The 24707-nt window shown below is 56.3% G+C and carries 24 protein-coding genes and 1 pseudogene; 9 read left to right on the top strand and 16 right to left on the bottom strand.

The annotated features are described in order from the left end of the window. Window positions 1-36: 36 nt before the first annotated feature. The 8 genes from ACR0ER_RS00415 to ACR0ER_RS00380 form a co-directional block, all read right to left on the bottom strand. Window positions 37-1197, bottom strand: a complete 1161-nt coding sequence (locus ACR0ER_RS00415) for an ABC transporter substrate-binding protein (protein ID WP_480767241.1) — start codon at window positions 1195-1197, stop codon at window positions 37-39. Window positions 1198-1220: 23 nt separating this feature from the next. Then, complete coding sequence (locus ACR0ER_RS00410) at window positions 1221-3107, bottom strand: AMP-dependent synthetase/ligase (protein ID WP_480767240.1); 1887 nt, start codon at window positions 3105-3107, stop codon at window positions 1221-1223. A 4-nt stretch (window positions 3108-3111) separates the two neighbouring features. After that, window positions 3112-3885, bottom strand: a complete 774-nt coding sequence (locus ACR0ER_RS00405; RefSeq protein WP_480767239.1) for an ABC transporter ATP-binding protein — start codon at window positions 3883-3885, stop codon at window positions 3112-3114. Next, the gene (locus ACR0ER_RS00400) at window positions 3882-4646 is read right to left on the bottom strand and encodes an ABC transporter ATP-binding protein (protein ID WP_480767238.1); all 765 of its coding nucleotides are present in this window, start codon (window positions 4644-4646) and stop codon (window positions 3882-3884) included. Before ACR0ER_RS00400 ends, ACR0ER_RS00405 begins: the two co-directional genes overlap by 4 nt. After that, window positions 4643-5740 (bottom strand): branched-chain amino acid ABC transporter permease, encoded by a 1098-nt coding sequence (locus tag ACR0ER_RS00395; protein WP_480767237.1) that lies wholly within the window; start codon window positions 5738-5740, stop codon window positions 4643-4645. The genes ACR0ER_RS00400 and ACR0ER_RS00395 overlap by 4 nt, the downstream gene beginning before the upstream one ends. A 4-nt stretch (window positions 5741-5744) precedes the next feature. Continuing rightward, the gene (locus ACR0ER_RS00390) at window positions 5745-6620 is read right to left on the bottom strand and encodes a branched-chain amino acid ABC transporter permease (RefSeq protein ID WP_480767236.1); all 876 of its coding nucleotides are present in this window, start codon (window positions 6618-6620) and stop codon (window positions 5745-5747) included. A gap of 74 nt (window positions 6621-6694) precedes the next feature. Beyond that, window positions 6695-7723, bottom strand: a complete 1029-nt coding sequence (locus tag ACR0ER_RS00385; protein ID WP_480767235.1) for an alcohol dehydrogenase catalytic domain-containing protein — start codon at window positions 7721-7723, stop codon at window positions 6695-6697. A gap of 218 nt (window positions 7724-7941) precedes the next feature. After that, entirely contained in the window at window positions 7942-8466 is a 525-nt protein-coding gene (locus tag ACR0ER_RS00380; RefSeq protein WP_480767234.1) for a hypothetical protein, read from the bottom strand. Window positions 8467-8900: 434 nt separating this feature from the next. Between ACR0ER_RS00380 and ACR0ER_RS00375 the strand changes: the two genes are divergently transcribed. Then, window positions 8901-9449, top strand: coding sequence for a 3'-5' exonuclease family protein (locus tag ACR0ER_RS00375; RefSeq protein ID WP_480767233.1), 549 nt, complete (start codon window positions 8901-8903; stop codon window positions 9447-9449). 145 nt (window positions 9450-9594) lie between these two features. On the opposite strand, the gene ACR0ER_RS00370 is transcribed toward ACR0ER_RS00375, so the two are convergent. The 8 genes and pseudogenes from ACR0ER_RS00370 to ACR0ER_RS00335 form a co-directional block, all read right to left on the bottom strand. After that, a complete protein-coding gene (locus ACR0ER_RS00370) occupies window positions 9595-10722 on the bottom strand; it encodes an aminotransferase (RefSeq protein WP_480767232.1) in 1128 nt (375 codons plus the stop codon). A 22-nt stretch (window positions 10723-10744) separates the two neighbouring features. Continuing rightward, window positions 10745-11698: an ornithine cyclodeaminase family protein gene (locus tag ACR0ER_RS00365; RefSeq protein ID WP_480767231.1), complete on the bottom strand. Its 954-nt coding sequence runs from the start codon at window positions 11696-11698 to the stop codon at window positions 10745-10747. Between the two features lie 146 nt (window positions 11699-11844). Continuing rightward, the gene (locus ACR0ER_RS00360; RefSeq protein WP_480767230.1) at window positions 11845-12831 is read right to left on the bottom strand and encodes a pyridoxal-phosphate dependent enzyme; all 987 of its coding nucleotides are present in this window, start codon (window positions 12829-12831) and stop codon (window positions 11845-11847) included. Between the two features lie 225 nt (window positions 12832-13056). Then, window positions 13057-14223 (bottom strand): adenylate/guanylate cyclase domain-containing protein, encoded by a 1167-nt coding sequence (locus ACR0ER_RS00355; RefSeq protein ID WP_480767229.1) that lies wholly within the window; start codon window positions 14221-14223, stop codon window positions 13057-13059. 34 nt (window positions 14224-14257) lie between these two features. Beyond that, complete coding sequence (locus ACR0ER_RS00350) at window positions 14258-14581, bottom strand: hypothetical protein (protein ID WP_480767228.1); 324 nt, start codon at window positions 14579-14581, stop codon at window positions 14258-14260. 40 nt (window positions 14582-14621) lie between these two features. Next, window positions 14622-14813 (bottom strand): annotated as a pseudogene (locus ACR0ER_RS00345) (NAD(P)H-dependent oxidoreductase); the annotation flags it as partial. Between the two features lie 44 nt (window positions 14814-14857). Further along, on the bottom strand, window positions 14858-16597 hold the full coding sequence (locus tag ACR0ER_RS00340; RefSeq protein WP_480767227.1) for a phosphoenolpyruvate hydrolase family protein: 1740 nt from the start codon (window positions 16595-16597) through the stop codon (window positions 14858-14860). Beyond that, the gene (locus tag ACR0ER_RS00335) at window positions 16579-17106 is read right to left on the bottom strand and encodes a phosphoenolpyruvate hydrolase family protein (RefSeq protein ID WP_170330071.1); all 528 of its coding nucleotides are present in this window, start codon (window positions 17104-17106) and stop codon (window positions 16579-16581) included. Before ACR0ER_RS00335 ends, ACR0ER_RS00340 begins: the two co-directional genes overlap by 19 nt. A 301-nt stretch (window positions 17107-17407) precedes the next feature. On the opposite strand from ACR0ER_RS00335, the gene ACR0ER_RS00330 reads away from it, so the two are divergent. From ACR0ER_RS00330 to ACR0ER_RS00295, 8 genes are read left to right on the top strand one after another with little or no spacing between them, the layout of a single operon-like run. Continuing rightward, complete coding sequence (locus tag ACR0ER_RS00330; RefSeq protein WP_480767226.1) at window positions 17408-18274, top strand: branched-chain amino acid ABC transporter permease; 867 nt, start codon at window positions 17408-17410, stop codon at window positions 18272-18274. Further along, window positions 18271-19248, top strand: coding sequence for a branched-chain amino acid ABC transporter permease (locus tag ACR0ER_RS00325; RefSeq protein ID WP_480767225.1), 978 nt, complete (start codon window positions 18271-18273; stop codon window positions 19246-19248). Before ACR0ER_RS00330 ends, ACR0ER_RS00325 begins: the two co-directional genes overlap by 4 nt. 13 nt (window positions 19249-19261) lie before the next feature. Beyond that, a complete protein-coding gene (locus ACR0ER_RS00320) occupies window positions 19262-20500 on the top strand; it encodes an ABC transporter substrate-binding protein (protein ID WP_480767224.1) in 1239 nt (412 codons plus the stop codon). Beyond that, window positions 20491-21264 (top strand): ABC transporter ATP-binding protein, encoded by a 774-nt coding sequence (locus ACR0ER_RS00315; RefSeq protein WP_480767223.1) that lies wholly within the window; start codon window positions 20491-20493, stop codon window positions 21262-21264. Before ACR0ER_RS00320 ends, ACR0ER_RS00315 begins: the two co-directional genes overlap by 10 nt. Continuing rightward, window positions 21254-21973, top strand: a complete 720-nt coding sequence (locus tag ACR0ER_RS00310) for an ABC transporter ATP-binding protein (protein WP_480767222.1) — start codon at window positions 21254-21256, stop codon at window positions 21971-21973. The genes ACR0ER_RS00315 and ACR0ER_RS00310 overlap by 11 nt, the downstream gene beginning before the upstream one ends. Window positions 21974-21986: 13 nt before the next feature. Beyond that, window positions 21987-23195: a Tm-1-like ATP-binding domain-containing protein gene (locus tag ACR0ER_RS00305; RefSeq protein ID WP_480767221.1), complete on the top strand. Its 1209-nt coding sequence runs from the start codon at window positions 21987-21989 to the stop codon at window positions 23193-23195. 1 nt (window position 23196) lies between these two features. Next, complete coding sequence (locus ACR0ER_RS00300; protein WP_480767220.1) at window positions 23197-24060, top strand: phosphoenolpyruvate hydrolase family protein; 864 nt, start codon at window positions 23197-23199, stop codon at window positions 24058-24060. After that, complete coding sequence (locus ACR0ER_RS00295; protein WP_480767219.1) at window positions 24057-24506, top strand: SRPBCC family protein; 450 nt, start codon at window positions 24057-24059, stop codon at window positions 24504-24506. The genes ACR0ER_RS00300 and ACR0ER_RS00295 overlap by 4 nt, the downstream gene beginning before the upstream one ends. Window positions 24507-24707 lie beyond the last annotated feature (201 nt).

Below are 24707 nucleotides of genomic sequence, written 5' to 3'. Positions count from 1 at the left end.
AAAGGGCTCGCTTAGGCGGGCCCTTTTTCTGTTTAGTTATTCTTCGAAGACCAGCTTCCAGGCTCCGTTTTCCACCACGTTGATGAAGACAATGTCAGCGCCCTGATGATCGTCCGGGCCATAGGTGAGGCGGCTTCCAACCAGTTCGTCTTCGTAATCCAGGCTTTCCATGGCCGCGATGAAGCTTTCGTGGGTCAGGTCGGGCCCGGCGGCCTCCAACGCCTTGACCATCATTTCAGCGGCAGAATAGCCCAGCATTGAAAACCCGACGGGGTCTTCGCCGGTTGCAGCCTTGTATTCCTCGATAAACGCGGCGGGGGCGGGATCGCCGGCGCGGGCCCAAAGATCCTTCCATGAGGCGGCGGCGTAGAAACCGTCCGTCACTCCACCCGGAACCTGTGCGACAACAGTCAGGAAGCTTGCAGCGGTGCCCAGAAACTTCATATCGGTCAGGCCCATCTTTTTGGCCGTGCCGACAACTGTAATCGCCTGACGCACACCCAGCGCAATCGTGACGATATCGCAACCTTCCTCCTTGAGCTTGCTCAGCGAGCCAACAAAATCGGTCTCATCCGGCTTGTGCGTTGTCTCGGCGACGAAGGTGATACCGGCTTCTTCGGCACCGGCCTTGCTGCCTTCCAGAATCTCTTCGCCGAAATCCGTCGGCAGATACATGGTGCAGACATTTTGCGAACCGAACTGACCAGCCAGATATTTAACGCCAATGCGACTTTGGTCGAAATAGGTGGAAAACGAGATGAACTTGTTCTTCATCGGCTCTTGCAGCATCTGGCTTGAGGCCGTCAGCGGGGCGATGTTCGGAATGCCTTTGGGATCCAGCAGCTTGAACCCGGCCAGATTCATTGGCGTGCCCAAGGATTGCAGCATGGCAAATACCTTGTCGCGGTTCAGCAGCTTGTTATAACCCTGCATCGCGCGCGGCATCTGATAGCCGTTATCCTCGACCACATAGCGGATGGTGCGGCCATGCACGCCACCCGCGGCATTTACCCGGTCGAACACCACATTCGCACCCTTGGTTGCCGGGACGCCCACGGCGGCGAAAATACCGCTTAGATCATTGACCGAGCCGATGACAATCTCATCATCTGTAACACCCTGCGTTTGCGCCGAGGCTAAGGTCGCATACACCGTCAAAACGGCCGCTGCAGCCAAGCCTTTGATCCCCTTCGTCATAACTTCTCCTCCCAGTGAATTCCTTATTTATACATGTCTTCAATAAGATGCGCGTGTTTCTGTTCCACAAAGCTGCGCTTCAGCTTCATTGTCGCAGTCAGTTCATCGTCATCGGCAGTCAGCAAAACGTCGATCAGGCGAAAATCCTTGATCTGCTCAACGCGCGCGAACTCTTTGTTGGCCGCAGCGACTTCAACCCCAATTTGATCTTTGACCTCAGGCGCCGCACAGAGCGAGGCGAAGTTCGAAAACGGGATTTTCTGATCCTGCGCGTATTTCTCGACGTTTTCCTGATCGATCATGATCAGGGCGGTCAGGTATTTCCGCGCATCACCGATGATCACCGCGTCCGAGATATAAGGGCTGAACTTCAACCGACTTTCAATCTCGGCCGGGGTGATGTTCTTGCCGCCGGCGGTGATGATGATGTCTTTCAGCCGCCCGGTGATGGTGACGAACCCTTCATCGTCGATATGCCCCAGATCGCCGGTCCGCAGCCAGCCGTCGGCGGTGAATGTCTCAGCCGTTTTGGCATTGTTGCGCCAATAGCCCTGAAAGATGTTCAGACCCTTCAGTTGGATCTCACCTTCGTCCGAGATACGGATGTCATTGCTGGCGATGGCCGGACCAACGGTGCCGATCTTGTTGGTCTCAACACTGTTTATCGTCGCCAGCCCCGAGGTTTCGGTCATCCCAAACCCTTCGATCAGCGGCACGCCTATGGCCCAGTACCATTTCAACAAATCGGGCGAGATCGGTGCCGCCCCGGTTCCGCCCCGGCGCATTTTGTCCAGACCCAGCATCCGCCGCAGGTTGCGCAGAACCAGACGGTCCCACAGCCAGAACCGCGCCATAACGCCTGCCGGAACGGGCTTACCTGCGCAAATATACTCGGCCCGTGCGAGCCCGGCTTTCAGCGCCATCCGATAGGCGGCCCGGCCCGCCGGTGTGGCGTCCTGCGCCATGATCTGGACGTGAGAGTAGATCTTCTCCCACACACGCGGCACGGCGACGAACGTAGTGGGAGTGACTTCTTGCAGGTTGGCGAAAACAGTCTCGGGGCTTTCGGCGAAATTGACGACGCACTTGGCGGCCAACGGGAAATAGATTGAAACCGCACGTTCGAGGATATGGCAGAGCGGCAGGAAACACAGCTGTTCGTCGGTTTCAAAGGCGGGTAGGGCGCGGGCACCGCTTTCGATGGCGGCCAGGATGTTTTCGTGGCTCAGCATCGCCCCCTTGGGCTTGCCGGTGGTGCCAGATGTGTAGATCAGCAGCGCCGTATCCTGAGGTGATGCCAGCGCCAGTTCGGCCTCGAACCGCGTAGGATCATCAGCCTCGGCCTGTTGTCCCAACGCATACAATTCGTCGATCATCATGCAGCGGGGATGGTTCAGGTCGTGCAGGCCCTCATCCTCAAGAATGATGACGTTCAGCAGGCCTGGTACCTCGGTTTCGATCTCAAGGTATTTATCCAGCTGCTCTTCATTTTCGACGATCAGGAAGCGGCTGTCGCTGTCATTGATCAGGTAGCTCAACTGGTGGGCCGAGTCCGTCGTGTAGATGCCCGACGCAATGCCGCCGACGGCCTGAATACCCATGTCGAACCAAGCCCATTCCTTACGGTCTTCGGACAGGATCGAGACAACCTCGCCGCGTTTCAGCCCCAGCTTACACAGCGCCATCCCGATCCACTTGGCGTGTTGCCAATAGTCGGTCCACGAATAGGACTTCCAAATCCCAAGGTCCTTTTCCCGATGCGCGGCGTTGTCCCCCAGCGCGGCACAGCGTTTCTGAAACAGCTGGGTAACGGTGGTGCATTCGTCCACATGCACCGGGCGCTGACCAGCGGTGGCGTTGAACCAGACGCCGTTGATATTGGTCTGAGGGGGCAGGGTGCTAATGTTCAACCGCTCACCTCCATGTCTTTCGGCGTTTCCAGCGGCGGGTTTCCCGCGCTCCTTCCTCTTGCACGCCCAGATAGAAATTTTGGATGTCCTCAGATTCCATTAACACATCCGCCGCGCCATCCATGACGATGCGGCCGACCTCCATCACATAGCCGTGCTGGGCCAGTTCAAGGGCGGCCTTGGCGTTCTGTTCGACCAGCATCATGGTCATGTTCTGTTCGTCATTCAGGCGTTTCAGGATGCCGAAGATTTCCTGCACCAGCATCGGGGACAGGCCCAGAGACGGCTCGTCCAGCAGCATAATCTTCGGGTTCGCCATCAGACCACGCCCTATGGCCAGCATCTGCTGCTGACCGCCCGAGAGGGTGCCAGCCTCTTGGGTGCGCCGTTCTTTTAGGATGGGAAAGTAGGTAAATACCAGTTCACGGTTGTGATCGATCCGGGATTTGTCAGTTAGAGTATATGCCCCGAGGTTGAGGTTGTCATCGACCGTCATCAGTGGAAAGACCTCACGCCCTTCGGGGACGTGGACGATGCCCATCTCGACGACCTTGTGCGGCTCTGACCCCTGTATTTCGACGCCGTCAAAAGTGATCTTCCCCTTTTCCGGATCCATAACGCCCGAGACCGTTTTCATAAGGGTCGTTTTCCCCGCGCCATTAGCCCCGAGGATCGAGACGATCTGACCTCGATGCACGTCCAGAGACACGCCGCGGATTGCCATGATGGGGCCATAGAAACTCTCGACATTACGGATGGTCAGGACGGGATCGCTCATGAGGCTTTCCCCAGATAGGCTTCGACCACGGCCGGGTGAGATTGCACCTCTGAAGGCGTGCCAAGCGCCAGTCTTGCGCCGTCAGCCATGGCCAGAACCCTGTCGGAAACGCCCGAGACCAGACCCATGTCATGTTCAACCATCAGCACCGTGATGCCCATCTGCCGCCGGATATCATCGATCCACCAGCGCATGTCCGTGGTCTCTTCGACCGACAGGCCCGAGGCCGGTTCGTCCAGCAACAGCAGTTTGGGATCAGTGGCCAATGCGCGGGCAACTTCGACCACCTTGCGCACACCGTAGGGCAGGCCTGAGATCATCTTGTCTCGATAGGCCTGGAGGTCGAGAAAATCGATGACCTCTTCGACCTTTTCGCGGTTTTCAACCTCTTGTCGCCGGGCCGAGGGCAGGAATAGAACCTCGGACAGAAGGTTGGTGCGGCGATGCTGATGCCGTCCGACCAAAAGGTTCTGCAAGACGGTTGCGTGTTCGAACAGCTCGATGTTCTGGAACGTACGGGCCACGCCAAAAGCGGCCACGCCCGAGGGTTTGACCTGCAGCAGATCGTGCCCTTCAAAGCGGATCGAACCGGCAAAAGGGTCATAAAACCGCGATATCAGGTTGAACACGGTGGACTTGCCCGCACCGTTCGGGCCGACGATGGCAAAGACCTCGCCCTGTTCGACCGAAAAGGATAGGTCGTTGACCGCGATCAGGCCACCGAATTTCAGGGTGACGTTTTGGAACTCCAACAGGCTCATCGCAGGCGTTCTGTCTTGAGGTAGGATTTCTGCCGTTTGAACATGTCCTTTCGGTAGAACGGGAACAGCTCAAACCATGTGCGAATTTTCAGCCAGCGGCCATAAAGGCCCATCGGTTCGAACAGGATGAAGGCGATCAGGATCATCCCGAAGATGCCGAATTCCAGCCCCGGTATGGCGACCGTATTGCCACCGACCAATGCGCCCACGTATTCCTTTGAGATAGACAGGAACTGCGGCAGAAACCCGATCACGATGGCGCCCAGGAACGCGCCGTGGATCGACCCCAGCCCACCAATTACGATCATCATAAGCAGTTGGATCGAGATCAGAACACTGAAAGTCTCGTTGTTAAACGCGCCTGCGTACATGCCCATGAGCGCTCCGGCCCAGCCGGTGACGGCGCAGGACAACGCGAAGGAAACCATCTTGGTGCGGGCAATATCGATCCCCATCGCCTGCGCCGAAATCTCGGAGTCGCGCACCGCGATGAAAGAGCGCCCCAAGGGCGCGCGCAGCAGGTTGATATAACCAAGGGTGACCAGAACAGCGACACTCAGAACCAACCAGAAGAACTGATCGGGGGTGGCCCAGCGGTCGACCAGATGGCCAAAAATCTCGACCCCGCCCAGATACTTGCCAGCCACGCCACCGGTCAGCGGCTCTGCCAGAACGATCACGTCATCCATCAGGATCGACAGTGCCATGGTGAAGATCGCCAGATAGATACCGTGCAATCGCAGGGCAGGGATGGCAACCGTCACCCCTGCAACGCCCGTCAGGACACCGGCCAGAGGGAAGGCGACCAGAAACGGCACACCTGCCTCGATCAGGATGACGTTGGCATAACACCCAAAGGCCAGAAACGCCGCATGACCCAGACTGACCTGCCCGGTATGGCCGGTCAGAACCATCAGACCCAAACCTGCGATGGCCCAGATCAGGACGTTTGTCAGCTCTCCCAGATAGAAATCGTCCAACCACCACGGCGCGGCGGCGACGACGGCCAGAAGGATCAGGTAGAGGCTGAACTGATAGCGATCCTTCCAGGGGCGGATATCCTGCAGATAGTTGGTTTTGAACACGATCCGCATGGGTCTAAACCTTCTTGACCCGAACCTGCCTGAACAGACCATTGGGACGGAAGATCAGCACCGCCAGCAACAGCGCGTACGGCGCGATCTGGCTGTAGCCCGCAGCGATATAGCGGCTGGCGAAGGGTTCGATGACGCCAACGATCAGCCCTCCGGCCAGCGCTCCCGGCAAACTGCCAAGCCCGCCGATCACCGCAGCGGCGAAGGCTTTGATCCCCAGCAGGCCGGTTGTTGGGTCGACCGCGCCCTTGGCCGCGAACAACACGCCTGCAATCCCGGCCACCACTCCGGCCAAGGCCCAGATGAATCCCTGAACGCGTTTGACGGGAATGCCCATGTAATAGGCCGCCAACTGGTTCTGCGATGCACCCTGCATCGCCAGCCCAAGTTTCGTCCTGTTGAAAAACACATACATCGCCCAGGTCAGCAAAACGGTGACAACGATGACGGCCACATCCTCCATCCCCAGAACAATGCCCCCAAACCGGAACTCCTTTCCGGCCAGAGGGTTCTGCAGGGTTTGTGGCTCATGCCCCCAGATCAGCCCGGCGACAAATCGGATTACAAAACCCAGAGCGATCGTCAGGATGACCACAGCGGTTTGGCTTTCCCCGAAAAGGCGGCGGATGATCAGCCGATCCAGAAGATATCCAAGCGCCCCCATGATCCCCAGAGAGATCGGCAGAGCGAGCCAGAAGGGTAGCCCCATATATTCGGTATTGGTCAGCCCGATGGTGACAAAAGCGCCCAGCATCATGAAATCGCCTTGGGCAAAGTTCACCGCCTCGGTCGCTTTGTAGATCAACACGAAACCAAGAGCGATCAGGCCATAGACACAGCCATTTGCCAGCCCGCTGATCAGCAGCTGCGCGTTGTCCAATTTCACCCTCCCAGCCGGTAGACCCGGCGTTTTGAACGCCCCGGAGGTCCTCCGTCACCCGGGGCTTTGTTCTACTATGGCGTGATAATCACCTTCCCGTCACTCTTTTTCAGGGCTTCGGCCAGATTTGGCACCAAATCCCTCAGCGCAAGCCGTTCGGAAATATCGGTTTTCCAGCGGCCATCGGCAAAACGGGCCTGAACCTCAGCCACGACACGCGCCTGATCTTGTGGCGGGGTCGAGGTCACCCAATTGGTCAGCCAAAACCCTTCGATCCGCTTGCCCATAAAGATCAACTGGCCCATCTGCGTCAGTTGCGGCAGGTCGGCGCTGAGCTTTCCATAGCAAATCCAGCGCGCCCGATTGGGCATGGCACAGAACACCTGCTCGGACAATTGATCAGCCACGGCGTCCAGAAACACTAGGGGTTTCAGCACCTGATTGACTTTGGCAAATTTCTGAGCAACGTCCGGATCGGTGGTCACCAGAACCTCTGCCGCTCCGTGATCTTTCAACGTATCGACAGTTTCGGCACGCCGGACCAAGGCGATGGGCTTCAGCCCAAGATCACGCCCGAGGCCACACATCAACTTACCCAACTGGCTGGTAGCCGCCGAGACCACAAAAGCATCCCCGGCACTTTGGGCGATATCGACCATCGCCATCGCGGTCAGCGGGTTCACGATCTGCGCCGCGCCGTCTTCGTCAGAAATCTCGGGGCGCAGAGGGATGCACATCATGGCCGGGGCCAGAACGTATTCGGCCCAGGCGCCGGAACTGGCAGTGATGAAAGCGACGCGCTGGCCCAATAGAGCCTCGGCACCCTGACCGGTTGCGACGACGTCGCCACAGCCCTCAAACCCGGCGGCCGCCCCTTTGATGCGGGGCTGCCCATATTCGCCCTTGATGAAGTGGATATCAGACGGGTTCACTGATGCTGCGCGCAACTTGATCAGAACCTGTCCGGGGCCAGGCTCGGGTACCGGCAACTCAGCTTCGGTCAGCCAATCCCCGGCGTTCTCGATATATGGACCGGTGGCTTCGCCGGAGTAACCGTCGTGTAAAAGAACAGTTGCAAACATAGTTGAGGGCAGGGTGGTCATGGTCGTTCCTTGTTTTTGAACCGATCGCATCGCAGATGAAACCCGGTAACTGGCGGCAACTATCGGCTGCACCGTGCCACACAAAAATTTGGGTTTGTTTGCAATTTGATTACAGCCAAACAAATGAACCGTCGTGCGTCAATCGGCTGATGCACGACGTGGATGGAACTAAGCCACGTCCGTAGAGTGGGCCGCCCGATCCAGGCGACCCGCTTGCTTCACTGTCCCGACAGAAGGTCGCGGAGTTCCTGAAACTTTACCGCGATCGTTTCTGGTGAAGCCTTGATATCGTCGAGGATCTGAACGGCCTGTGTTTTCAAATCCTGTGCCAGATCGCTTTCCTGAACAGAGGCGACCATTGTGTCATAGTCAAAATTCTCAAGGGTCAGCGCGCCGCTTTCAATCCAGGAATTCAGCAGGTCCTGGCCCTGGTTTGCCAATGCGGCAACTTCTTCACCTGCCTGATTTGCAAGGTCCGTGGCCGTTTGACCAGCCTGCTCGGCTGCATCAGTCGCCTGTTCGGCGATGGACGAAGCCCCTTCGGTTGCCTGTTCGGCCGCAGAATTTGCCGCCTCGCTTACAGCATCGCCTGCATTCTGTGCCGCTTCGCTAACCGCATCGCCGGCATCCTGTGCCGCCGATTGCAATTGTTCGGCCGGCGTGGGTTCGGGTTGAGAAAGGTAATAATATACGCCGGCGCCAATTGCGGCGACGGCTACAGCCAATAGGATAGTGCGCGACATGTGTCTCTCCTTTAGAAAATGTGTCGCCGAGATGGTTTAAATTTACCCAAATTCAAAGGGGAAATCCCGGAAATTCTTTTCAAATCCGGGGATTGAGCCATGCTATGCCGATCGGCTGGCCAACTATGGCAACAACACGCCGTCACTCGTTAAGCTTGAGTGCACGACCGCTTTGGTTGTGTCGAGAGAGCAGAAAGGTATTGTTCACTTGTCGAAGATCGGAAACACCTTTTCTCACGACTGCACATAAATCTTGTAACATTGAACGCTTTCACAGGACTTAGAGTTTGCGGCACAAACACGCCCGACAAATTGATTGTGTGTCGGTTTAAACGTTCAAAAATGTTCTACAATTGGCGCTCCGACAGTGAGAAGACAGTCGGGGTGTGGTATACGCTTTTCGAAGACAACTCGAGAATTTTGGATCACCCATTTTGACTGAGCGAACGAAAAATCTGGTACAGAGCCAACCCGCATTTTTTCTTGATTTCGAAGCGAGTTCGCTGAGCGCGATCAGTTGGCCAATTGAGATTGGCATAGCGCGTGTAGTTGGTGGTGAGGTGGTGACTGGTTCTCGTCTGATCAAACCTCACCCGGACTGGGACGATGCCGGTTGGTCAGAAATCAGTGCGCAAGTACATGGTCTGAGCCGAGCTTATCTAGAAGCTGAAGGCGACGATCCGCAGAAGGTCGTACAATGGTTCAAGACAGAAAACAACGGGATCGCAGTTACGGACAATCCGGAATTCGAGCGGCGTTGGCTCATTCGTCTGTTAGAGACAGACCTTCCATTTCCAAAAGTTCAGCTTCTTGACTTTGACAGTTACGTGCGGATGAGCCTGATTGAGGAGGCCGCGATTGCGCGCGTCTATCAAAGTTTGGAAACACTGGGATCTCCTCCGCACCGTGCCGGACAAGACGCAGCCCGGTTGGCGAAAGCCTGGTTGCGCGGGTTTGAGAACGTACAAAACTATGTTGAATAGGAGAAGTTGGTTTCCATTTGCATGCGGAACCAATGCATAGAGTAAGCTTTGGCGCTAATAGGTATCGCGAATTGCATCAACAGCGGCTGGAAAGTCGAAAAAACTAGGAAGCGGCCTCTCATCAATCTCTGTCATTGATTGCTCTTTACGACGAACTGTGGCGCGCTAGAAAATCCGAAAACTTCGCCAGTCCGGCTTTCAAATCAGCCGTTGGGTTAGTGTATCCAAGGCGGAGCCAACCCTCCATATCCATGGCGCTGCCAGGGGTTAGCATGACGCCTTCCTCTTTCAAAAGGGTCACGCAAAGATCGCGAGAGGACATTGGCAAGTCGTATTTCAACAGTGCCGTAGTGCCGGATTTCGGTGGTACCCAACTGATCAATGGTTCATTTTCGATCCAGTTCTCAACGATCCGCAGGTTTTCGCGAGTGATCCGTTGAGCGCGAGCCAGAATCTTATCGCGATTTTCAAGTGCGATTGAGGCCAGCAATTCGTCAACCTGACCGACCGAGATCGTGTTGTAGTCGCGATGGATCATCACGTCGTGCAACATGTCCTTTGGACCCGCGATCCAGCCTACCCGCAGACCCGCCAGAGAATAGGCCTTGGACATTCCGGCCGTGCTGATCCCTTTTTCATAGAGGTCCGCAACCGCAGCCGTGAAGCCATCTCCGGTTTGATCGGTGCCGCGATAAACCTCATCACACAAAAGCCATGCATCGACACTGCGGGCGATCTCGACTATCTGCTCCAGCATTGCGCGATCCATCAAGGCACCGGTTGGGTTGTTCGGGTTGTTGATCGCGATCAGGCGAGTGTCCGGGCGCACCATCGCGCGCAGCACGTCCAGATCGGGCAGAAACGCGTTTTCCGGTTGCAGGTGCAGCAGCTCGATATCCGCGCCGATGCTTTCGGGGATGGAATAATGTTGCTGATAGGTGGGGATCACCGAAATCACATGATCGCCGCGCGCAACAAGCGTTTGATGCACCAGCGAGTTAGCTCCGATGGTGCCGTGCGTAGTCAAGATGTTGTCGGGGGTCTGCTTTTCGTACAAGCTGCTGATGGCATCGCGCAGACGGTCCGAGCCTTCGATTGCGCCATAGGTCATTTTCATGGCCGACAGGTCGTTGAGGATGCTGTTGTGCTGCCCGGCCATCTCGAACAGCTCGCCCAGAGTAATGGATTCCACGCAGGTTTCCGCCAGGTTGAGTTCGCATTTCGTCTCGAACTCGTTCATCCACATTTCGACGCCAAAAGGTCTGATATCCATGGGTCTCTCCTAAATTCGCAGATCAGGCCGATGCCGCGTCATAGATGGCACGCGCCATAAAAATGTCTTCCAGACCCAACCCGATCGAGCGGAAGAAAACGGGTTGTGTGCCAGACGGGACCTCACAGGCTTCGGTCTGCAACTCAGCCAGATCACCACGGATGGCTTCTGCCTGCCAACCGGCCTCGGTTGCCAGCTTCATTTCCCCGGCTGACCCGGGCGTGGTTGCGCGGTAGTCGCAATAGACTTCGGCATTGGAGAGAAAATCAGGGGCAACCTCATGCGCGTTGGCAACATTGGTGCTGATAGAGGTGACCAGCGCACCCGGCGCCACTGATGCCGCATCAAAGACCGGCGTCCCGGAAGATGTGCAGAGCATCACTACATCGGCGTCCAGACCTGCGGCTTCGGAACTGTCAGCCAGTTGCACACGACTGTCCGCAGCCAGCCATTGCTCTGCGACATCTCTATTTTTCGCAAGATTGGGGGAATAGACACGAATCTCAGTCCAGTCAAGCAGCGCCAGCACGTGCTTGAGGTGGGCCAGAGCTACTTTACCTGACCCGATGATCGCCAGAATACGCGAGTCCGGACGGGCGAGATGATCAACGGCTAATGCGGTCGTGGCGGCAGTACGTTCGGTGGTCAACTCGCCCGAGTCGCACAGCATCAGCGGCTGGCCGGTCTCCATCGACATCAGCACTGTCCAGGCGGTGATCACGGGTTTACCGGGACGCACCAGATAAGGCGAAAGTTTCGCCCCGAATAAGTCAGCGCCGGTACTGGCCCCCAGATACGTGATGAAATCCCCTTTGTCCTCGGGGAAAACGGTGAGGGTCTGCGCAGGTTGCACGGCCTGACCGCGCCCCAGTTCAGTAAACAGCGCGCGCATCGCGCCGAGTGCGTCTACCTTTGGCAATAAGCCCCGAACGGCTGCGGCGTTCAGAACAAGTGCAGATTGGGATGTACCGGTCATTATGATTTCCCTGGTATTCGGTCCGAGGCATAGTCCGATTTTACTTAAACCCCCGGATGAAATTCGAAAACACCTCTGTATCCGGATTCGGGAACATTTTCTCTGATGCAGGGCGTTCTGTGTTCTTGCTATGGGCCGCCAGTGCGTCAGCAATGGGCGGCCGTTGCAGCTTGGAAGGTCGAAAGGCTTACGTTTCGACCGCTGATAACCACAATCGCGCGTTTAGGGTTCATTTCGTGCACTTCGGGGCTGAGGGCAGCGATAACGGATGTCATGGAGCCAGCCTCGACAATCATGCCTTCGCAGTCGGCAAATCTCGCCATTTCGGGGGCCAACGAATCCTCGGAGACCAGAACGGACCGGTCCATTAAGTCGCGGATGATTGGGAAGGTGTAACGGTTGTGTAGACCGATTGCACCCGTGATGCTGCTTGCGAGGCTGGGATGCTCTTCGACATGAACTGGCTTGCCCGCTTCCAGACTGCGCACCATTCCCGGTTCGATTTCCATGGATGATCCAACAACGCTAATATCAGGTGAAATCGACTTTGCGGCCAGTGCAATACCAGACAACAATCCACCTCCAGACAGAGGCGAGACAATCATGTCTGCGTTGGGCAATTCCGTCAGCGCCTCAAGCGCAATAGTACCTTGCCCCGCGATAACATGCAGATCGTCAAAGGGATCGACCCATGTATAACCATGTTCTTCGATCAACCGATCAGCGTGCTCTTGTGCTTCGTCCTGTGTGTCGCCGTGCAAGATCAATTCGGCTCCGAGTTCTCGCATCGCCTGCCGTTTGTTTTCGGGGCAAAGAGAGCAAACAACAACACGGGCTGTTATACCTAAACGCTTAGCCAGAAATGCGACGGCTCGGCCATGATTGCCGCTGGACACTGCGATGATCCCGCGCGCTTTTTCCTCGCTGCTCAGCTGTAGAATGCGGTTCGAAGCCCCCCTCAGCTTGAAGCTTCCGGTGGTTTGAAGGTTTTCCAGCTTCAGCCAAATTTCAAACCCGGCTCGGTCAGACAAAGGTTCTGAGAAGATCAACGACGTCTTGCGCACGATAGGCGCAATCCGCTTTGCAGCTAACTTGATGTCTTGTAGCGAGATGTAATTGTTAGGAAATGTCATTCCAGGTTTTCTACCTTTGTAAGAAATTCGGAAACACAGCCCGTGTCTAGGTCAGTCCCCACATGCAAGTGCCCATCGTTTTGGGCTGTTCTTCCGGCACTGAAAGTTTCCCGATTCAAGTGATTCAATTTGGCGCGTCCGACAACACTAACCCCTTAAGCATCCCTGGGGGAAATACCGAAGCAATCAACTATGGTTGGGTCGACCAAACAACTTATTCTGGTTTCAGCCAAGCTTTGCAGACGTTTTGAATACCTCGATGTCCTCTGCGAGCCCTCGAACAGAGTGGAAGCCGACGGGGTGAGCTTTATCGCCCATGTGCTGGGCGACACTTGCTGTCATCAGGACATTTTCAGCCAGTTCTTTACAAAGCTCCTGAACACGACTGGCCACGTTTACGGCTTGACCTACAACTGTAAAATCTAGTCGGTCGGGACTTCCGATATTGCCGAATGTCACTTTACCAAAATCCATGCCAATTACGAATTCTATTGGTTCGCGCCCATTGCGTAGCCCATCTTCGTTGTAATCCCGGAGATTGATCATGGACTTCTCCGCTGCCTCTGCAGCCAACCTGCAGGATTTTTCGGCACTGTCCTCAACGTCGACAACTGCCAGGATGCCGTCCCCCATAAACTTGAGAACGTCACCTCCCATTTGTTGGATGGGGGACACCACCATTTCGAAATAGTCACCCATCATGGCCAGCAATTGGGTTTCAGGCCAGGCTTCCGCTTTTTCTGTAAAGCCTCGGAGATCTGCAAACAGGATCGCTGCTGAAACGGTTCTGTGTTCTCCACGATTGATATGCCCTTGTTCGATTTCTTCGGCGGGGCCGTGACCAAGATAGGTTTGCAGCAGGCTCTTTTGTGACTCGCGCATTGCGATGGGTTCCAAAGCTGCCGCCAGCGCATAGCGCGAGTCCTCAAGGTATCGAATATGTTCGCTTGAAAACCCCGAGTTAGCATTTGTAGTGAAACTGGTGCCTTGTACCGATCCGTTACCATGTTCCAACGGAATGGCCAGAAAATCGGTCGCACCTTCTGCCGCAAGTTCAGCGTAAACCGGATGCTCTGCCTCAAAGTCGAGGTTTACCAGCCTCTTACGCAAAGGACGACGTTGAGTGACAACGTACTCGAACGGGCTCCCATGCCATGCGTCTGTCGACAGAATCGTCGTAGCAACGGTGTAGCGATGTACTTTGTGCGGAGTCCAGATAACGCCCCAAGCACTAAGCAGCGGGTTGGAATAGGTCTGTGCAATCCGCGCGCGCGCCAAAGGAACACCGAGTTGCACTAGGCCTTCGCAATAGCCGTTGACAATTTCTACTTCGTCACCAAGCAACCGCCCCTCGGAAACCAGCCAATGGTTCAATGGATCAATTTCAGACACGAACATCTCGCAATACTCTTGAGCTGCCGACATTTTACATATTGATCGAATTGAAAGAACCCACGCTGAAAAGGTCGACCAAAAACAGTTTCAAGTGGGTTTTTGGGCTTGGCCAAGGGTCGAAGACTTCAGCTGACGGCGGCAGCCGTGTCCGGATCGTCTTGCAGTTTTTGTGCAGGCGCGCCAGTTTTTCCCTGGGAACCAGATTGGGATCGGTAACGTGTGCAAGCATCTTTGGCACGTTCGCTTCGATCTGCTCTTCGGTCGCAAGCGCCACTCCATGCGCCACAAACGGGCGAAGATAGGTCATACCCGCCAGATTGGATGTCTGTTGATACAGCTTCAAGAACTCGGCCATCGAAAAGTTTTTTTAGACGCCCGTGTGGCATGCCGTGTTCCGGTCCACCGGTGGAGACAAGGATCAGAAACTCACGTCCCTTCAATTGGTCACCGCCGGGCCCATTGGCAAAGCTAAAACTTAGCACCTGATCCATCCATGCCACCATGACGGGCGGTGCGGAGTACCAATAGAACGGAAACTGAAGCACGATCCTGTCATGTGCCAACGGCAGGGCTTGTTCGGTTTGAATGTAAAAGCGTATTTGGCCGCTGCCGATAGCAGGGATATCACAAGCTACCCCTGTAACCCATGTTTCTTGATTTTGTTGTAAAGTGTTCGGGTGGTCATCCCCAGTTCTTCGGCTGTCTGCGCGCGACGAAACCCGTTGCGAGCCAGCGCGTCGGCTATCCAGTCGCGCTCGGAAACTGAAACGCGGCCCGGCGCATCCTTGCGACGTGGCTTTGTTTTTTCCGCGTGAGGTCGACGCAAGAAATCTATATCTTTTGAATTGATTGTTGATCCATCAGATTTTCGAACCGCGCGTTGAACTGCAAAAAACAGCTCTCTCATATTGCCAGGCCAATTGTGCTCCAGCATGAGCCGCAGCGCCGCGTTTGAGAATTTTGGAGTCTCTCTACTTATCTGTTTTCCGATATGCAGTGCCAGTTCTGGGATGTCATCAATACGCTCACGAAGAGGCGGCAAGTGAATTTCATGGCCGGAAACCCGATAATACAGGTCCTGCCGAAAGTCCTTGGCTTCGACCGCGTCCAGCAGCTTCGGTGTTGTAGTAGAGACAATCCTTGCATCAGCCTTGCGTAGCGTATGATCCCCGATACGTTGAACCACCTTTTCATCGGTGAATTTCAAGATCTTCCCCTGATGCTCCGGTTGCAGCGCGGCAATTTCATCAAAGACTATTGTGCTGCCAGACGCTTGCTCCAAGGCGCCGCGCTGACTGCCAACGCCTCCAAACGCCCCGGGTGCGGTACCAAGTAGGTGGATGCTGCCTTCAGCACCTTCGAGGGCAGGGCAATCCACAACCACAAGCTGCCGTTTCGCCGAAGGCCCTGCTGTGTGCAGTCTCTGAGCTGCCCTGCTTTTTCCCGTTCCGGTCTCGCCAACCAGCAAAACAGGGATATCCTCGTAGGCGAGGTCATCCAACTCCTCGCGGATCATCCGCATCGCGAAAGATGATCCGACGAGATCGCTGTCGGAGTCTACGGAATTGGCTTTGATGCGCGACAGGTTGGGAATTGACGTAAAGCCCTTTGTAACCTCGCTGAGCGTTTGCTCCACGGGTAGTCGATCAAGTGTCGAACCGGCCACAAACCCCTGCACGCCGCAAATACGCGTGATTGCGAGCGCTTCTTCTGGGGATGTAATGGGGCCGCCGTGGCAGAGCTTGTCGACCGAAGATGGCACACCTGCAAGGACCCGTTCTATCTGAGCTGCCGCAGTCTCAAGCGTCAGATGCGTATTGACCCCTGTGTCGCCGCTGGTGAAACCAATATTCACACAGATCGCAGTTGCTCCGGCATCGACCATTTTGCGGGCTTGCGCGTTGGTTTGGACATAAACGAAAGCGCCAAGCCCGACCTTAACCGCCTCTTGAACCAGTGCGACCTCGCGGTCCAATCCCAGACCTTCGCGTTGGATCAGAGCACCCAGCCGTCCGTCGATTAGTGTCGTTGACGGGAAATTGCACACACCCGAAAAGCCAAGGTTTTTAGCGCGCATCACCAGATCGGTGATATTCAATGCCGGGTCACTCACGGAAAAGCCAGCATAGATCGGCGCGTTGCATCGCCCCAGCATTTCACGTTCAGCAAATTCGACGACCCAGTCATTGGCTGCCCGTACGGGCAAAAAACTGGTGAGAGAGGAGGCACCCTGAACTCTAAACCGACCGGCGTTGAGGGCCAGGAGGTAGTCCGCGCCCGCCTTGTCAGCCGCTTTTGCCGTCAGTCCCGATCCGACGACCGCACCGAACAGAAATCTCTTGTCGCTTTCGTTCAATTTTCTGCCTTGCACCAGACCAACCCATCGACATCAAGCGTACTAAGCGGCACGACCTGTTCGTGCCACTCTGAGGTGTAAGCAAAAATAGTCGCGTTTTCCGCTTCGGCTTTGATTGTCTCAATCAGGCGCTGTAGCGACCCCAAAACCATTGCACCGCTTTCTACGCTTCCGACATTCAGCAGACCGGGATGCAAAACCAATTGCGAGAGGCCGGATTTCAACGCCAAGCGGGCCTGATCGAGTGATAGAAAAAAGGCTAAGGTCCTAAATCCTGCCTCATTGGCGCGCGCGAGGAATTTATACTCAAACTCGGGCGAGGCCGGGATGGTCGACATAGACTGCTTTAGCGACCCATCCAGCAGGATCGAAGAAGGCCAATTGGTGATACCGAGATAGCCATGTTCATATAGTTGCCTGAACATCGCCACCTCAGAGCCGAAAGGGTCACTTGCCAACAGCGCTGCCCAATCTCCTTGTCGGCGGCTTTCTCGGATGACGCGGTTGTGGTCCAGTCTCGGCATCACGAAGGCCAAATCTGCCTGCCTTGCAGTCAATCCACACAAAGCCGGACAGAATATCCGATCGGACAGAGTTTGATTCGAGGATCGCGTGCCGGTGAGGGTTAATTTGTTCATAGGCCTGTATAGGAAAAAAACACCAGAAAAGAGAAACTATTTCTTAATTTTTCCTACTGCGAATTTACCAAAGCACAATTCACCCACATAAAGCACTGTTAAGATTAATTTTTTTCTTCAGCATTTTGATGGTCGATCTGCGCATTTTCCGAAATTTGCGCAATTATTGCCATCAACGGGAGGAACCATGACTTTATTTCTGATCGTCACCCTGAATGGGCTGACGCTTGCAGCACTCTATTTTCTGGCCGCCAGCGGTTTCAGCCTGATCTTTGGGCTGATGCGGACGGTGAACATGGCGCATGGCGCTTTGCTTCTGCTGGGTGGCTACGTTGGGTACAGCATTGTCGAGGCCACAGGCTCATGGGGCTTGGGCGTTGTGGGCGGCGGACTGGCGGCGGGTCTGGCCGGTGCCATCGTGCAGGCGGGGGTTTTGGGCTGGATGCAGGGGGATGAGCTCCGCCAGACCCTCGCGTCGATCGCCATCTCGATCATTATGGCGGATCTGATGTTGTGGCACTGGGGCGGTCTGACCTATCAGGTCGAGTTGCCCGACTTGCTGGCCGGAGGGCACCGTCTGCCGGTGTTGGGTGTCGGATATGCCACCATTCGTCTGGCTTTGATGGGCTTTGCGCTGGCAACCGGCGTCGCCCTTTGGTTCCTGATCCAGCGCACGCGGTTTGGTGCGGTGATCCGGGCTGGCGTGGATGATCAGGACATGCTGCGCGCGATTGGATATCCGATCAATCGCATCTTTGTTCTTGTGTTTGCGTTGGGTGGGATGCTGGCCGGAATGGCAGGTGTCGTTGCGGCGAGTGCTCTTTCCATCGCGCCGGGTACGGACCTGCAATTCCTGCTCTCTTCGCTGGTGGTCGTAATTGTCGGCGGCATGGGTTCGATCGGCGGGGCGGCTCTCGGTGCCTTGCTGGTTGGTTTAGCCGAGCAGTACGGATTGGCCTACGCGCCGACCTATGGCGTTGTGTTTACGTTCGCGATCATGGTGTTGGTTCTGGCGGTACGGCCTCAAGGGCTGATGGGGAAGGCCGAGCTATGAAGCAAGCCCTGATCCTGATACCTCTATTGGCCCTGCCGTTGGTACTAAACGATTTCTGGCTGACACAGGTTGCGACGCGGTCTCTGATCCTTGGCGTGATGGCATTGAGCCTCAGCTTTCTGGCGACCTATCTGGGCGTGGTGTCTTTCGCACAGGCCACAATGGCGGGGATCGCCGGGTACACGATCGCTTATTTCGGCCCGAATACGGTGGGTGTTGGAACGCCGCTTCCGTTTTGGGTGACCATTCCCATGGCGCTGATTTTTGCCACGTTGTCCGGTGCTCTGGTCGGGCTGATCGCGCGCCGGTCGCGCGGCATCTATGCAATCATGATCACCTTGGCGATCGGAGTTGCGTTCTTCTACTTCACGCGCCAGAATTACACGCTGTTCAACGGATGGACTGGCTTTTCGGGCGTTCGTGCACCAGAAGTCGCAGGTGTCAGCCTGCGTAACCCGCTGCTGCTTTACCTGCTGTCGCTGTCAACAGCCGGAATTGCCTTGGCGCTGGTCAGTGGTTTTGTCCGGTCGCCGCTGGGCTTGACCATTCAAGCAGTCCGCGATGCGCCCGGTCGAGTGCTGGCCTTGGGTATATCGGTCACGACGCCGATTGTCGCCGCCTTTGCCTTCTCGGGGCTGCTGGCCGGGGCAGGGGGTATTCTGAACGTCTGGTATCAGGAGCGCATCTCATCTTTCTCGGTTGGTCTGGGGCCGATCATCGACATCCTGATCATCTCGGTCATCGGTGGCCTGCGCCATCCTGGTGGAGCGTTTGTTGGAGCCGTCGTCTTCGTCCTGCTCGACACATTTGCCGTCGATCTGATCGACCGTGAACGGTTCAACACTCTGATAGGCGCTGTGCTGTTGTTGATTGTCATCGTGGCCCCCGGCGGGCTGCAGCAACTGGCTCAAGACTGGGCGGCGCGGCTGCGTAGTCCTCAGGCAAAACCAAAACAAGCATCTGAGCACTCATAGGGAGGAACCTGAAATGAATAAGCTCAAACTGGCCGCCTCGGCTCTTGCGCTCTGCGCAATGTCGGTTCCGGCATCCGCCGAAGACGTCAAGGTTGGCGTTATCTCGATCCTTGAAGGCGCTTTCGCGGCGTTGGGACAAGACGGTATTCGCGGTGCAGAGCTGGCGGTGTTGGAGACCGGAGGAGAGGTTGACGGCAACAAGATCGAAGTCATCACCATGTCGTCGGACGCAAGCCCGGACAGCGCGGTGAATGCGGCCCGCAAACTGATTGAGCAGGATGGCGTAGACATCATCGTTGGCCCGCTGTCCGGTTCTGAAGGTCTTGCCTTGCGAGATCTGTCGAAATCCTATCCCGGCGTAACTTTCCTGAACGGCTCGTCAGCTGCTCAGGACACCACGCTGCGTGATGGGTCTGACAATTTCTACCGCTTTGGCGGAGACGGCGCACAGTGGATGGTCGGCGTGGGCGACTATGCTTTCAACGACATGGGTTACAAATCGGTGGCAATCGTCGCCGAGGACTATTCCTTCCCCTACACGCAGGTACTGGGCTTCATGACCGAGTTCTGTGAGGCAGGCGGCAAGGTGCCCGAGAAATTCTGGACCCCCATCGGCAACAAGGACTATTCCTCGGTCGTTTACTCGATCCCGCAGGATGTTGATGCGCTGTTCGTGGCGCTTGGCGGCGCGGATGCGGTGAACTTCCTGACTCAGTACAGTCAGGCGGGGGGCGACAAGCCGATCATTGGTGGTTCGATTACCATCGACCAGTCGATCCTTGACAGCAAAGGTCCGTTCAAGAAGCTGCTGGTGGGGGCGCCTGCAGGGACACCTACGGTCAGCGACTATGACGGAGATGAATGGAAAGCCTTTACCGCCAGCTACACCGAAGCCTTCCCGGATGGATTCTCGGCCCCGTCGATCTTTGCGCATCACTACTACATGAGCGCCAAGGCCGCGATGATGGCTTTGGACGAGGTGGATGGCGATCTGTCTGACAATCATGCGGCTTTCCGTGCGGCGCTGAATGATCTGACTTTCACCACCCCGACCGGCGGCACAATGCGCCTGGACAAGAACCGCAACGGGATCATCGATAACTTTGTCACCGAAGTCTACGAGCGTGATGACGGAACGCTGGGCAACCGGGTTGTTAAAGTTGTGCGTGACGTCGACCAGCTACTGGGACAGGACGAAGAGGCATTCTTGGCCTCGGGTGCGGTCAGCCGGGATAACCCTTCGTGCCCGTAAACCACTCACATATCAACGCCAATGCCCTGGAGGTCCGGGGCATTGGCAAACGCTTCGGCGGGTTCTGGGCGGTTCAGGACATTGACATGACTGTCCGCCCCGGCGAGCGTCGCGCGATCCTTGGGCCAAACGGCGCGGGCAAGACCAGCCTGTTCAACGTTCTGACCGGAGATACCAGCGCGACAACCGGTTCGATAACGCTTTTTGGTGACAGTGTGACACGTGAGCCGATCAACAAACGCATTCAAGGCGGTCTACGCCGAACCTATCAGCACGCGCATCTGTTCAACGGCTTGACCGTACGCGACACTCTGTTTCTGGCCGTGGCTGGAGTGCGAGGTGGATGGCTGCAAGTGCTGCCCCTGCGCTCCAATGACGAACGCGTGGCCGAGGCCGAACGTCTTGCCGAAATCGCCGGCGTCACAAACGTTCTGGACCGCGAAACATCGGAACTGAGCCACGGACAAAGACGCCAGCTTGAGATCGGGATCGCGCTTGCTGAAAACCCGAAGGTCCTTTTGCTGGATGAACCGGCCGCCGGGCTTTCTCCGGCAGAACGTCCCAAGCTCAGCGCGTTGTTGATGTCCTTGCCCAAGGATGTGACAGTTGTTCTGATCGAACATGATATGGATATCGCCCTACAGACCTCGGAAAGCGTCTCGGTCCTTTATAACGGCCGGATGCTGGCCGAAGGCTCGCCCGACGAGATCATGCGGAACGAAGAAGTTCACCGCGTTTATATCGGAGGCGCACATGGCCACTGATACGTTGCTCCAGATCAGCGGATTGGACCTGCGCTACGGCTCAAGCCATGTTTTGCACGGGGTGAATCTGAGCCACGGGAACCGACCGCTGGGCATTTTGGGCCGCAATGGCATGGGCAAGACCAGTCTTTGTAATGCCATCATGGGACTGCACGCGCATTCCGCTGGCGAAATCCGGTTCGATGGCGTGGACATGACTGGTCTGCCACCTGAAAAGCGCGCGCAGATGGGGATCGGGTATGTTCCGCAGGGGCGGCGTGTGTTCCGCTCGCTCACGGTTGAGGAACATCTCAAAATTGCCGAGAGCAAAGGTGGCGCGTGGTCGATTGACCGGGTCTATGAAACCTTCCCGCGCCTGAAAGAACGCCGTCGCAACTTGGGGGACCGCCTGTCGGGCGGTGAGCAACAGATGCTGGCGATTGGCCGCGCTTTGTTGCTGAATCCGCGTCTGATCGTGCTGGATGAGCCAACCGAAGGTCTGGCCCCCGCTATTGTTTCGGATGTGATCGACCTGATTGGTCTCATTGCCCGCGAAGGCATAGCTGTCCTGCTGGTCGAACAGAACATGCACGCCGCGTTGGCCGCAGTCGATGAAGTGGCCATCATGGTTGGCGGAGAAGTTGTCGAGCAGATGACGGCAGACGCCCTGGAGAATGACGCAGCAATGCAAAAGCGTCACCTGGGGCTTGAGCCCGGACAATCGGGCTAAGGAAGGAGGAAGGATGACAAAAAGAGCTTACGTGATCGGTACTGCCGATACCAAAGGGCCAGAGCTTCGTTACGTGCGCGACCTGATCGATGCGACAGGGATGGAAACCGTGTTGGTCAATGTCGGCACCAAAGGCGGCGAGGCTGGCGTGGACGTAACCGCAGCAAGTGTCGCCGCCTGCCACCCCGACGGACCTGCCGCTGTGTTCGTGAACGACAGAGGGCAGGCCGTGACCGAAATGGCCAAGGCTCTGACTGCTTTCGTATTGGGTCGGGATGATCTGGGCGGCGTCATCGGGTTGGGTGGGTCTGGCGGGTCCGGAATCATCGCGCCAGCCATGCAGGCTTTGCCCATCGGGGTGCCGAAGGTTCTTGTATCGACACTCGCCTCAGGCGACGTTTCTGCTTATGTGGGTGCGTCGGATGTGAACATATTCCACCCAGTGACGGATGTGTCCGGCCTGAACCGCGTCTCGCGGCGTTTGCTGGGCAATGCGGCCCACGCGTTGGCTGGAATGATGGCCAACGAAGTGCCAGAGGCCGCCGACGATCGCCCCGCATTGGTGCTGTCCATGTTCGGTGTCACGACCCCTGCAGTGCAAGCGATAACCGAAGGTCTGGGCGACAACTACGACTGTTTGGTCTTCCATGCCACCGGCAGCGGTGGCCGATCGATGGAACAACTGGTCGATCAGGGCGATGTGGCCGGTGTCATCGACGTCACCACAACCGAGATTTGCGACCTGATCGTTGGCGGAATGCTCAGCGCGGGCGAAGAAAGACTGGACAGCATCGCCCGGACCAAGCTGCCATATGTGGGCTCTTGCGGAGCGCTGGACATGGCCAATTTCTGGGCGCCCGAAACGGTGCCCGCGCAATTCAAGGGGCGGAACTTCTATCACCACAATGCACAGGTTACCTTGATGCGTTCGACCCCCGAGGAATGCGCTCAGATCGGTGTCTGGATCGGTGACAAACTGAACGTCTGTGACGGGCCGGTGAGGTTTCTTTTGCCTCTACGTGGCGTGTCGGCGCTGGATGTCGACGGCGGAGCTTTCCATGACCCGGCGGCAAACGAGGCGCTGTTTCAGGCGCTGCGGGACACCGTGAAACAAACCGCTGACCGGCAATTGGTTGAGCTGGACATGCATATCAATGATTCAGCCTTCGCCGAGGCGGCAATCAGCAACTTCAATGAAATCTTCAATAAAAAGGATAACTGAGATGGCAGTCACAGAACGCGCAGAAATCCTCGGTCACCTTCGGGCGAAAATCGCGGCAGGCAAGGTCATTGTTGGTGGTGGCGCTGGCACTGGCCTGTCCGCCAAATGCGAAGAAGCAGGCGGCATCGACCTGATCGTAATCTATAACTCGGGTCGCTATCGCATGGCGGGGCGCGGGTCTCTTGCGGGCTATATGTCCTACGGCAACGCCAATGAGATCGTTGTCGACATGGGCCGAGAGGTTTTGCCAGTGGTCCAAAACGTGCCGGTTCTTGCCGGGGTCAACGCCACCGATCCGTTTTGCATCATGGAGAAATTTCTGGACGATCTGGCCGCGATGGGCTTTGCGGGCGTTCAGAACTTTCCGACTGTTGGCATTATCGATGGCCGTTTCCGGCGTGAGCTTGAGGCGACTGGGATGTCCTATGACTTGGAGGTCGACATGATCGCCAAGGCCCATGAACGCGACCTGCTTACGACCCCTTACGTGTTCAGCGCGGATAACGCGGCAGAGATGGCCAAAGCAGGTGCAGATGTGATCGTCGCGCATTTTGGCCTGACGACCGGAGGTTCGATCGGGGCAGGGGACAGCGCACCAGACATCGAAGAATGCGCACGCCTTTACAACGAATGGGCAACTGCCGCCCGAACATATCGCGATGACCTGATCTTCATTTGCCATGGTGGACCACTGGCTGAGCCTGAGGATGCACAAAAATTCCTTGACCTTTGCCCCGATTGCCATGGCTTTTACGGTGCGTCATCAATGGAGCGCCTGCCTACTGAGCGAGCAATCGCAGGCCAGACCGCCGAATTCGGAAAACTGCGCCGCGGCGCACGCGTCACAGAAGGAGCAACACAATGATCCGAGCCTATTCCTCAACCATCATCGCTGTGCCCGTTGATCAGGTCTGGGAGCGCGTGCGAGATTTCAACGGTTTGCACAACTGGCACCCTGCTGCGACCGACAGCCGAATTGAAGAAGGTCGCGCCAATGGAGAAGTTGGCTGCGTTCGCAACTTCGCGCTTGCTGATGGGTCCGGGCGTATCAGAGAAACCCTACTGTCACTGTCGCATACGGATCGAACAATCTCTTATGACATGCTGCCAAACGGTCCACTTCCATTTGTGAACTATGTCGCAAGAATGAAGTTCTCGCCGATCACGGACCGCGACGAAACCTTCGCTGAATGGTGGGCAGAATTTGAGGCAGGAGATGGTCAAACGGATCATTGGCACAAATTCGTCGAAAATGACGTCTTTCACGGAGGTTTCAGAGCGCTGGAAGTCAGTTTCTCGGAAAGAAAGTAGACCGATCCTGTATTGCGACTCTGGCCAGTCAGGAAAATCCTTCGGCGAAATACTCAAGATATCGCTTGTCCGAACGACCAAGCTGTACACCGTTAATCCATGGCATCGCCAATAGAGGAAGCCGCACCACTCCCAGATGGTGCGTATACTTTCATTTCTTTACATCGGGACAGTGGCGGAGAGACAGGGGTTCGAACCCTG

Source organism: Ruegeria sp. CH8 (assembly GCF_056536985.1).
Note: the sequence above shows the minus strand (reverse complement) of the source record. Positions and strands in the feature narration are given on the sequence as shown.

Coding starts and splice junctions, on each gene's coding strand:
- ACR0ER_RS00395 (WP_480767237.1), bottom strand. CDS start 5,740: ATGCGGATCGTGTTCAAAACCAACTATCTGCAGGATATCCGCCCCTGG.
- ACR0ER_RS00400 (WP_480767238.1), bottom strand. CDS start 4,646: ATGAGCCTGTTGGAGTTCCAAAACGTCACCCTGAAATTCGGTGGCCTG.
- ACR0ER_RS00300 (WP_480767220.1), top strand. CDS start 23,197: ATGGCAGTCACAGAACGCGCAGAAATCCTCGGTCACCTTCGGGCGAAA.
- ACR0ER_RS00370 (WP_480767232.1), bottom strand. CDS start 10,722: ATGGATATCAGACCTTTTGGCGTCGAAATGTGGATGAACGAGTTCGAG.
- ACR0ER_RS00335 (WP_170330071.1), bottom strand. CDS start 17,106: ATGCCGAGACTGGACCACAACCGCGTCATCCGAGAAAGCCGCCGACAA.
- ACR0ER_RS00380 (WP_480767234.1), bottom strand. CDS start 8,466: ATGTCGCGCACTATCCTATTGGCTGTAGCCGTCGCCGCAATTGGCGCC.
- ACR0ER_RS00405 (WP_480767239.1), bottom strand. CDS start 3,885: ATGAGCGATCCCGTCCTGACCATCCGTAATGTCGAGAGTTTCTATGGC.
- ACR0ER_RS00295 (WP_480767219.1), top strand. CDS start 24,057: ATGATCCGAGCCTATTCCTCAACCATCATCGCTGTGCCCGTTGATCAG.
- ACR0ER_RS00365 (WP_480767231.1), bottom strand. CDS start 11,698: ATGACCGGTACATCCCAATCTGCACTTGTTCTGAACGCCGCAGCCGTT.
- ACR0ER_RS00310 (WP_480767222.1), top strand. CDS start 21,254: ATGGCCACTGATACGTTGCTCCAGATCAGCGGATTGGACCTGCGCTAC.
- ACR0ER_RS00385 (WP_480767235.1), bottom strand. CDS start 7,723: ATGACCACCCTGCCCTCAACTATGTTTGCAACTGTTCTTTTACACGAC.
- ACR0ER_RS00305 (WP_480767221.1), top strand. CDS start 21,987: ATGACAAAAAGAGCTTACGTGATCGGTACTGCCGATACCAAAGGGCCA.
- ACR0ER_RS00325 (WP_480767225.1), top strand. CDS start 18,271: ATGAAGCAAGCCCTGATCCTGATACCTCTATTGGCCCTGCCGTTGGTA.
- ACR0ER_RS00360 (WP_480767230.1), bottom strand. CDS start 12,831: ATGACATTTCCTAACAATTACATCTCGCTACAAGACATCAAGTTAGCT.
- ACR0ER_RS00350 (WP_480767228.1), bottom strand. CDS start 14,581: ATGGCCGAGTTCTTGAAGCTGTATCAACAGACATCCAATCTGGCGGGT.
- ACR0ER_RS00330 (WP_480767226.1), top strand. CDS start 17,408: ATGACTTTATTTCTGATCGTCACCCTGAATGGGCTGACGCTTGCAGCA.
- ACR0ER_RS00320 (WP_480767224.1), top strand. CDS start 19,262: ATGAATAAGCTCAAACTGGCCGCCTCGGCTCTTGCGCTCTGCGCAATG.
- ACR0ER_RS00415 (WP_480767241.1), bottom strand. CDS start 1,197: ATGACGAAGGGGATCAAAGGCTTGGCTGCAGCGGCCGTTTTGACGGTG.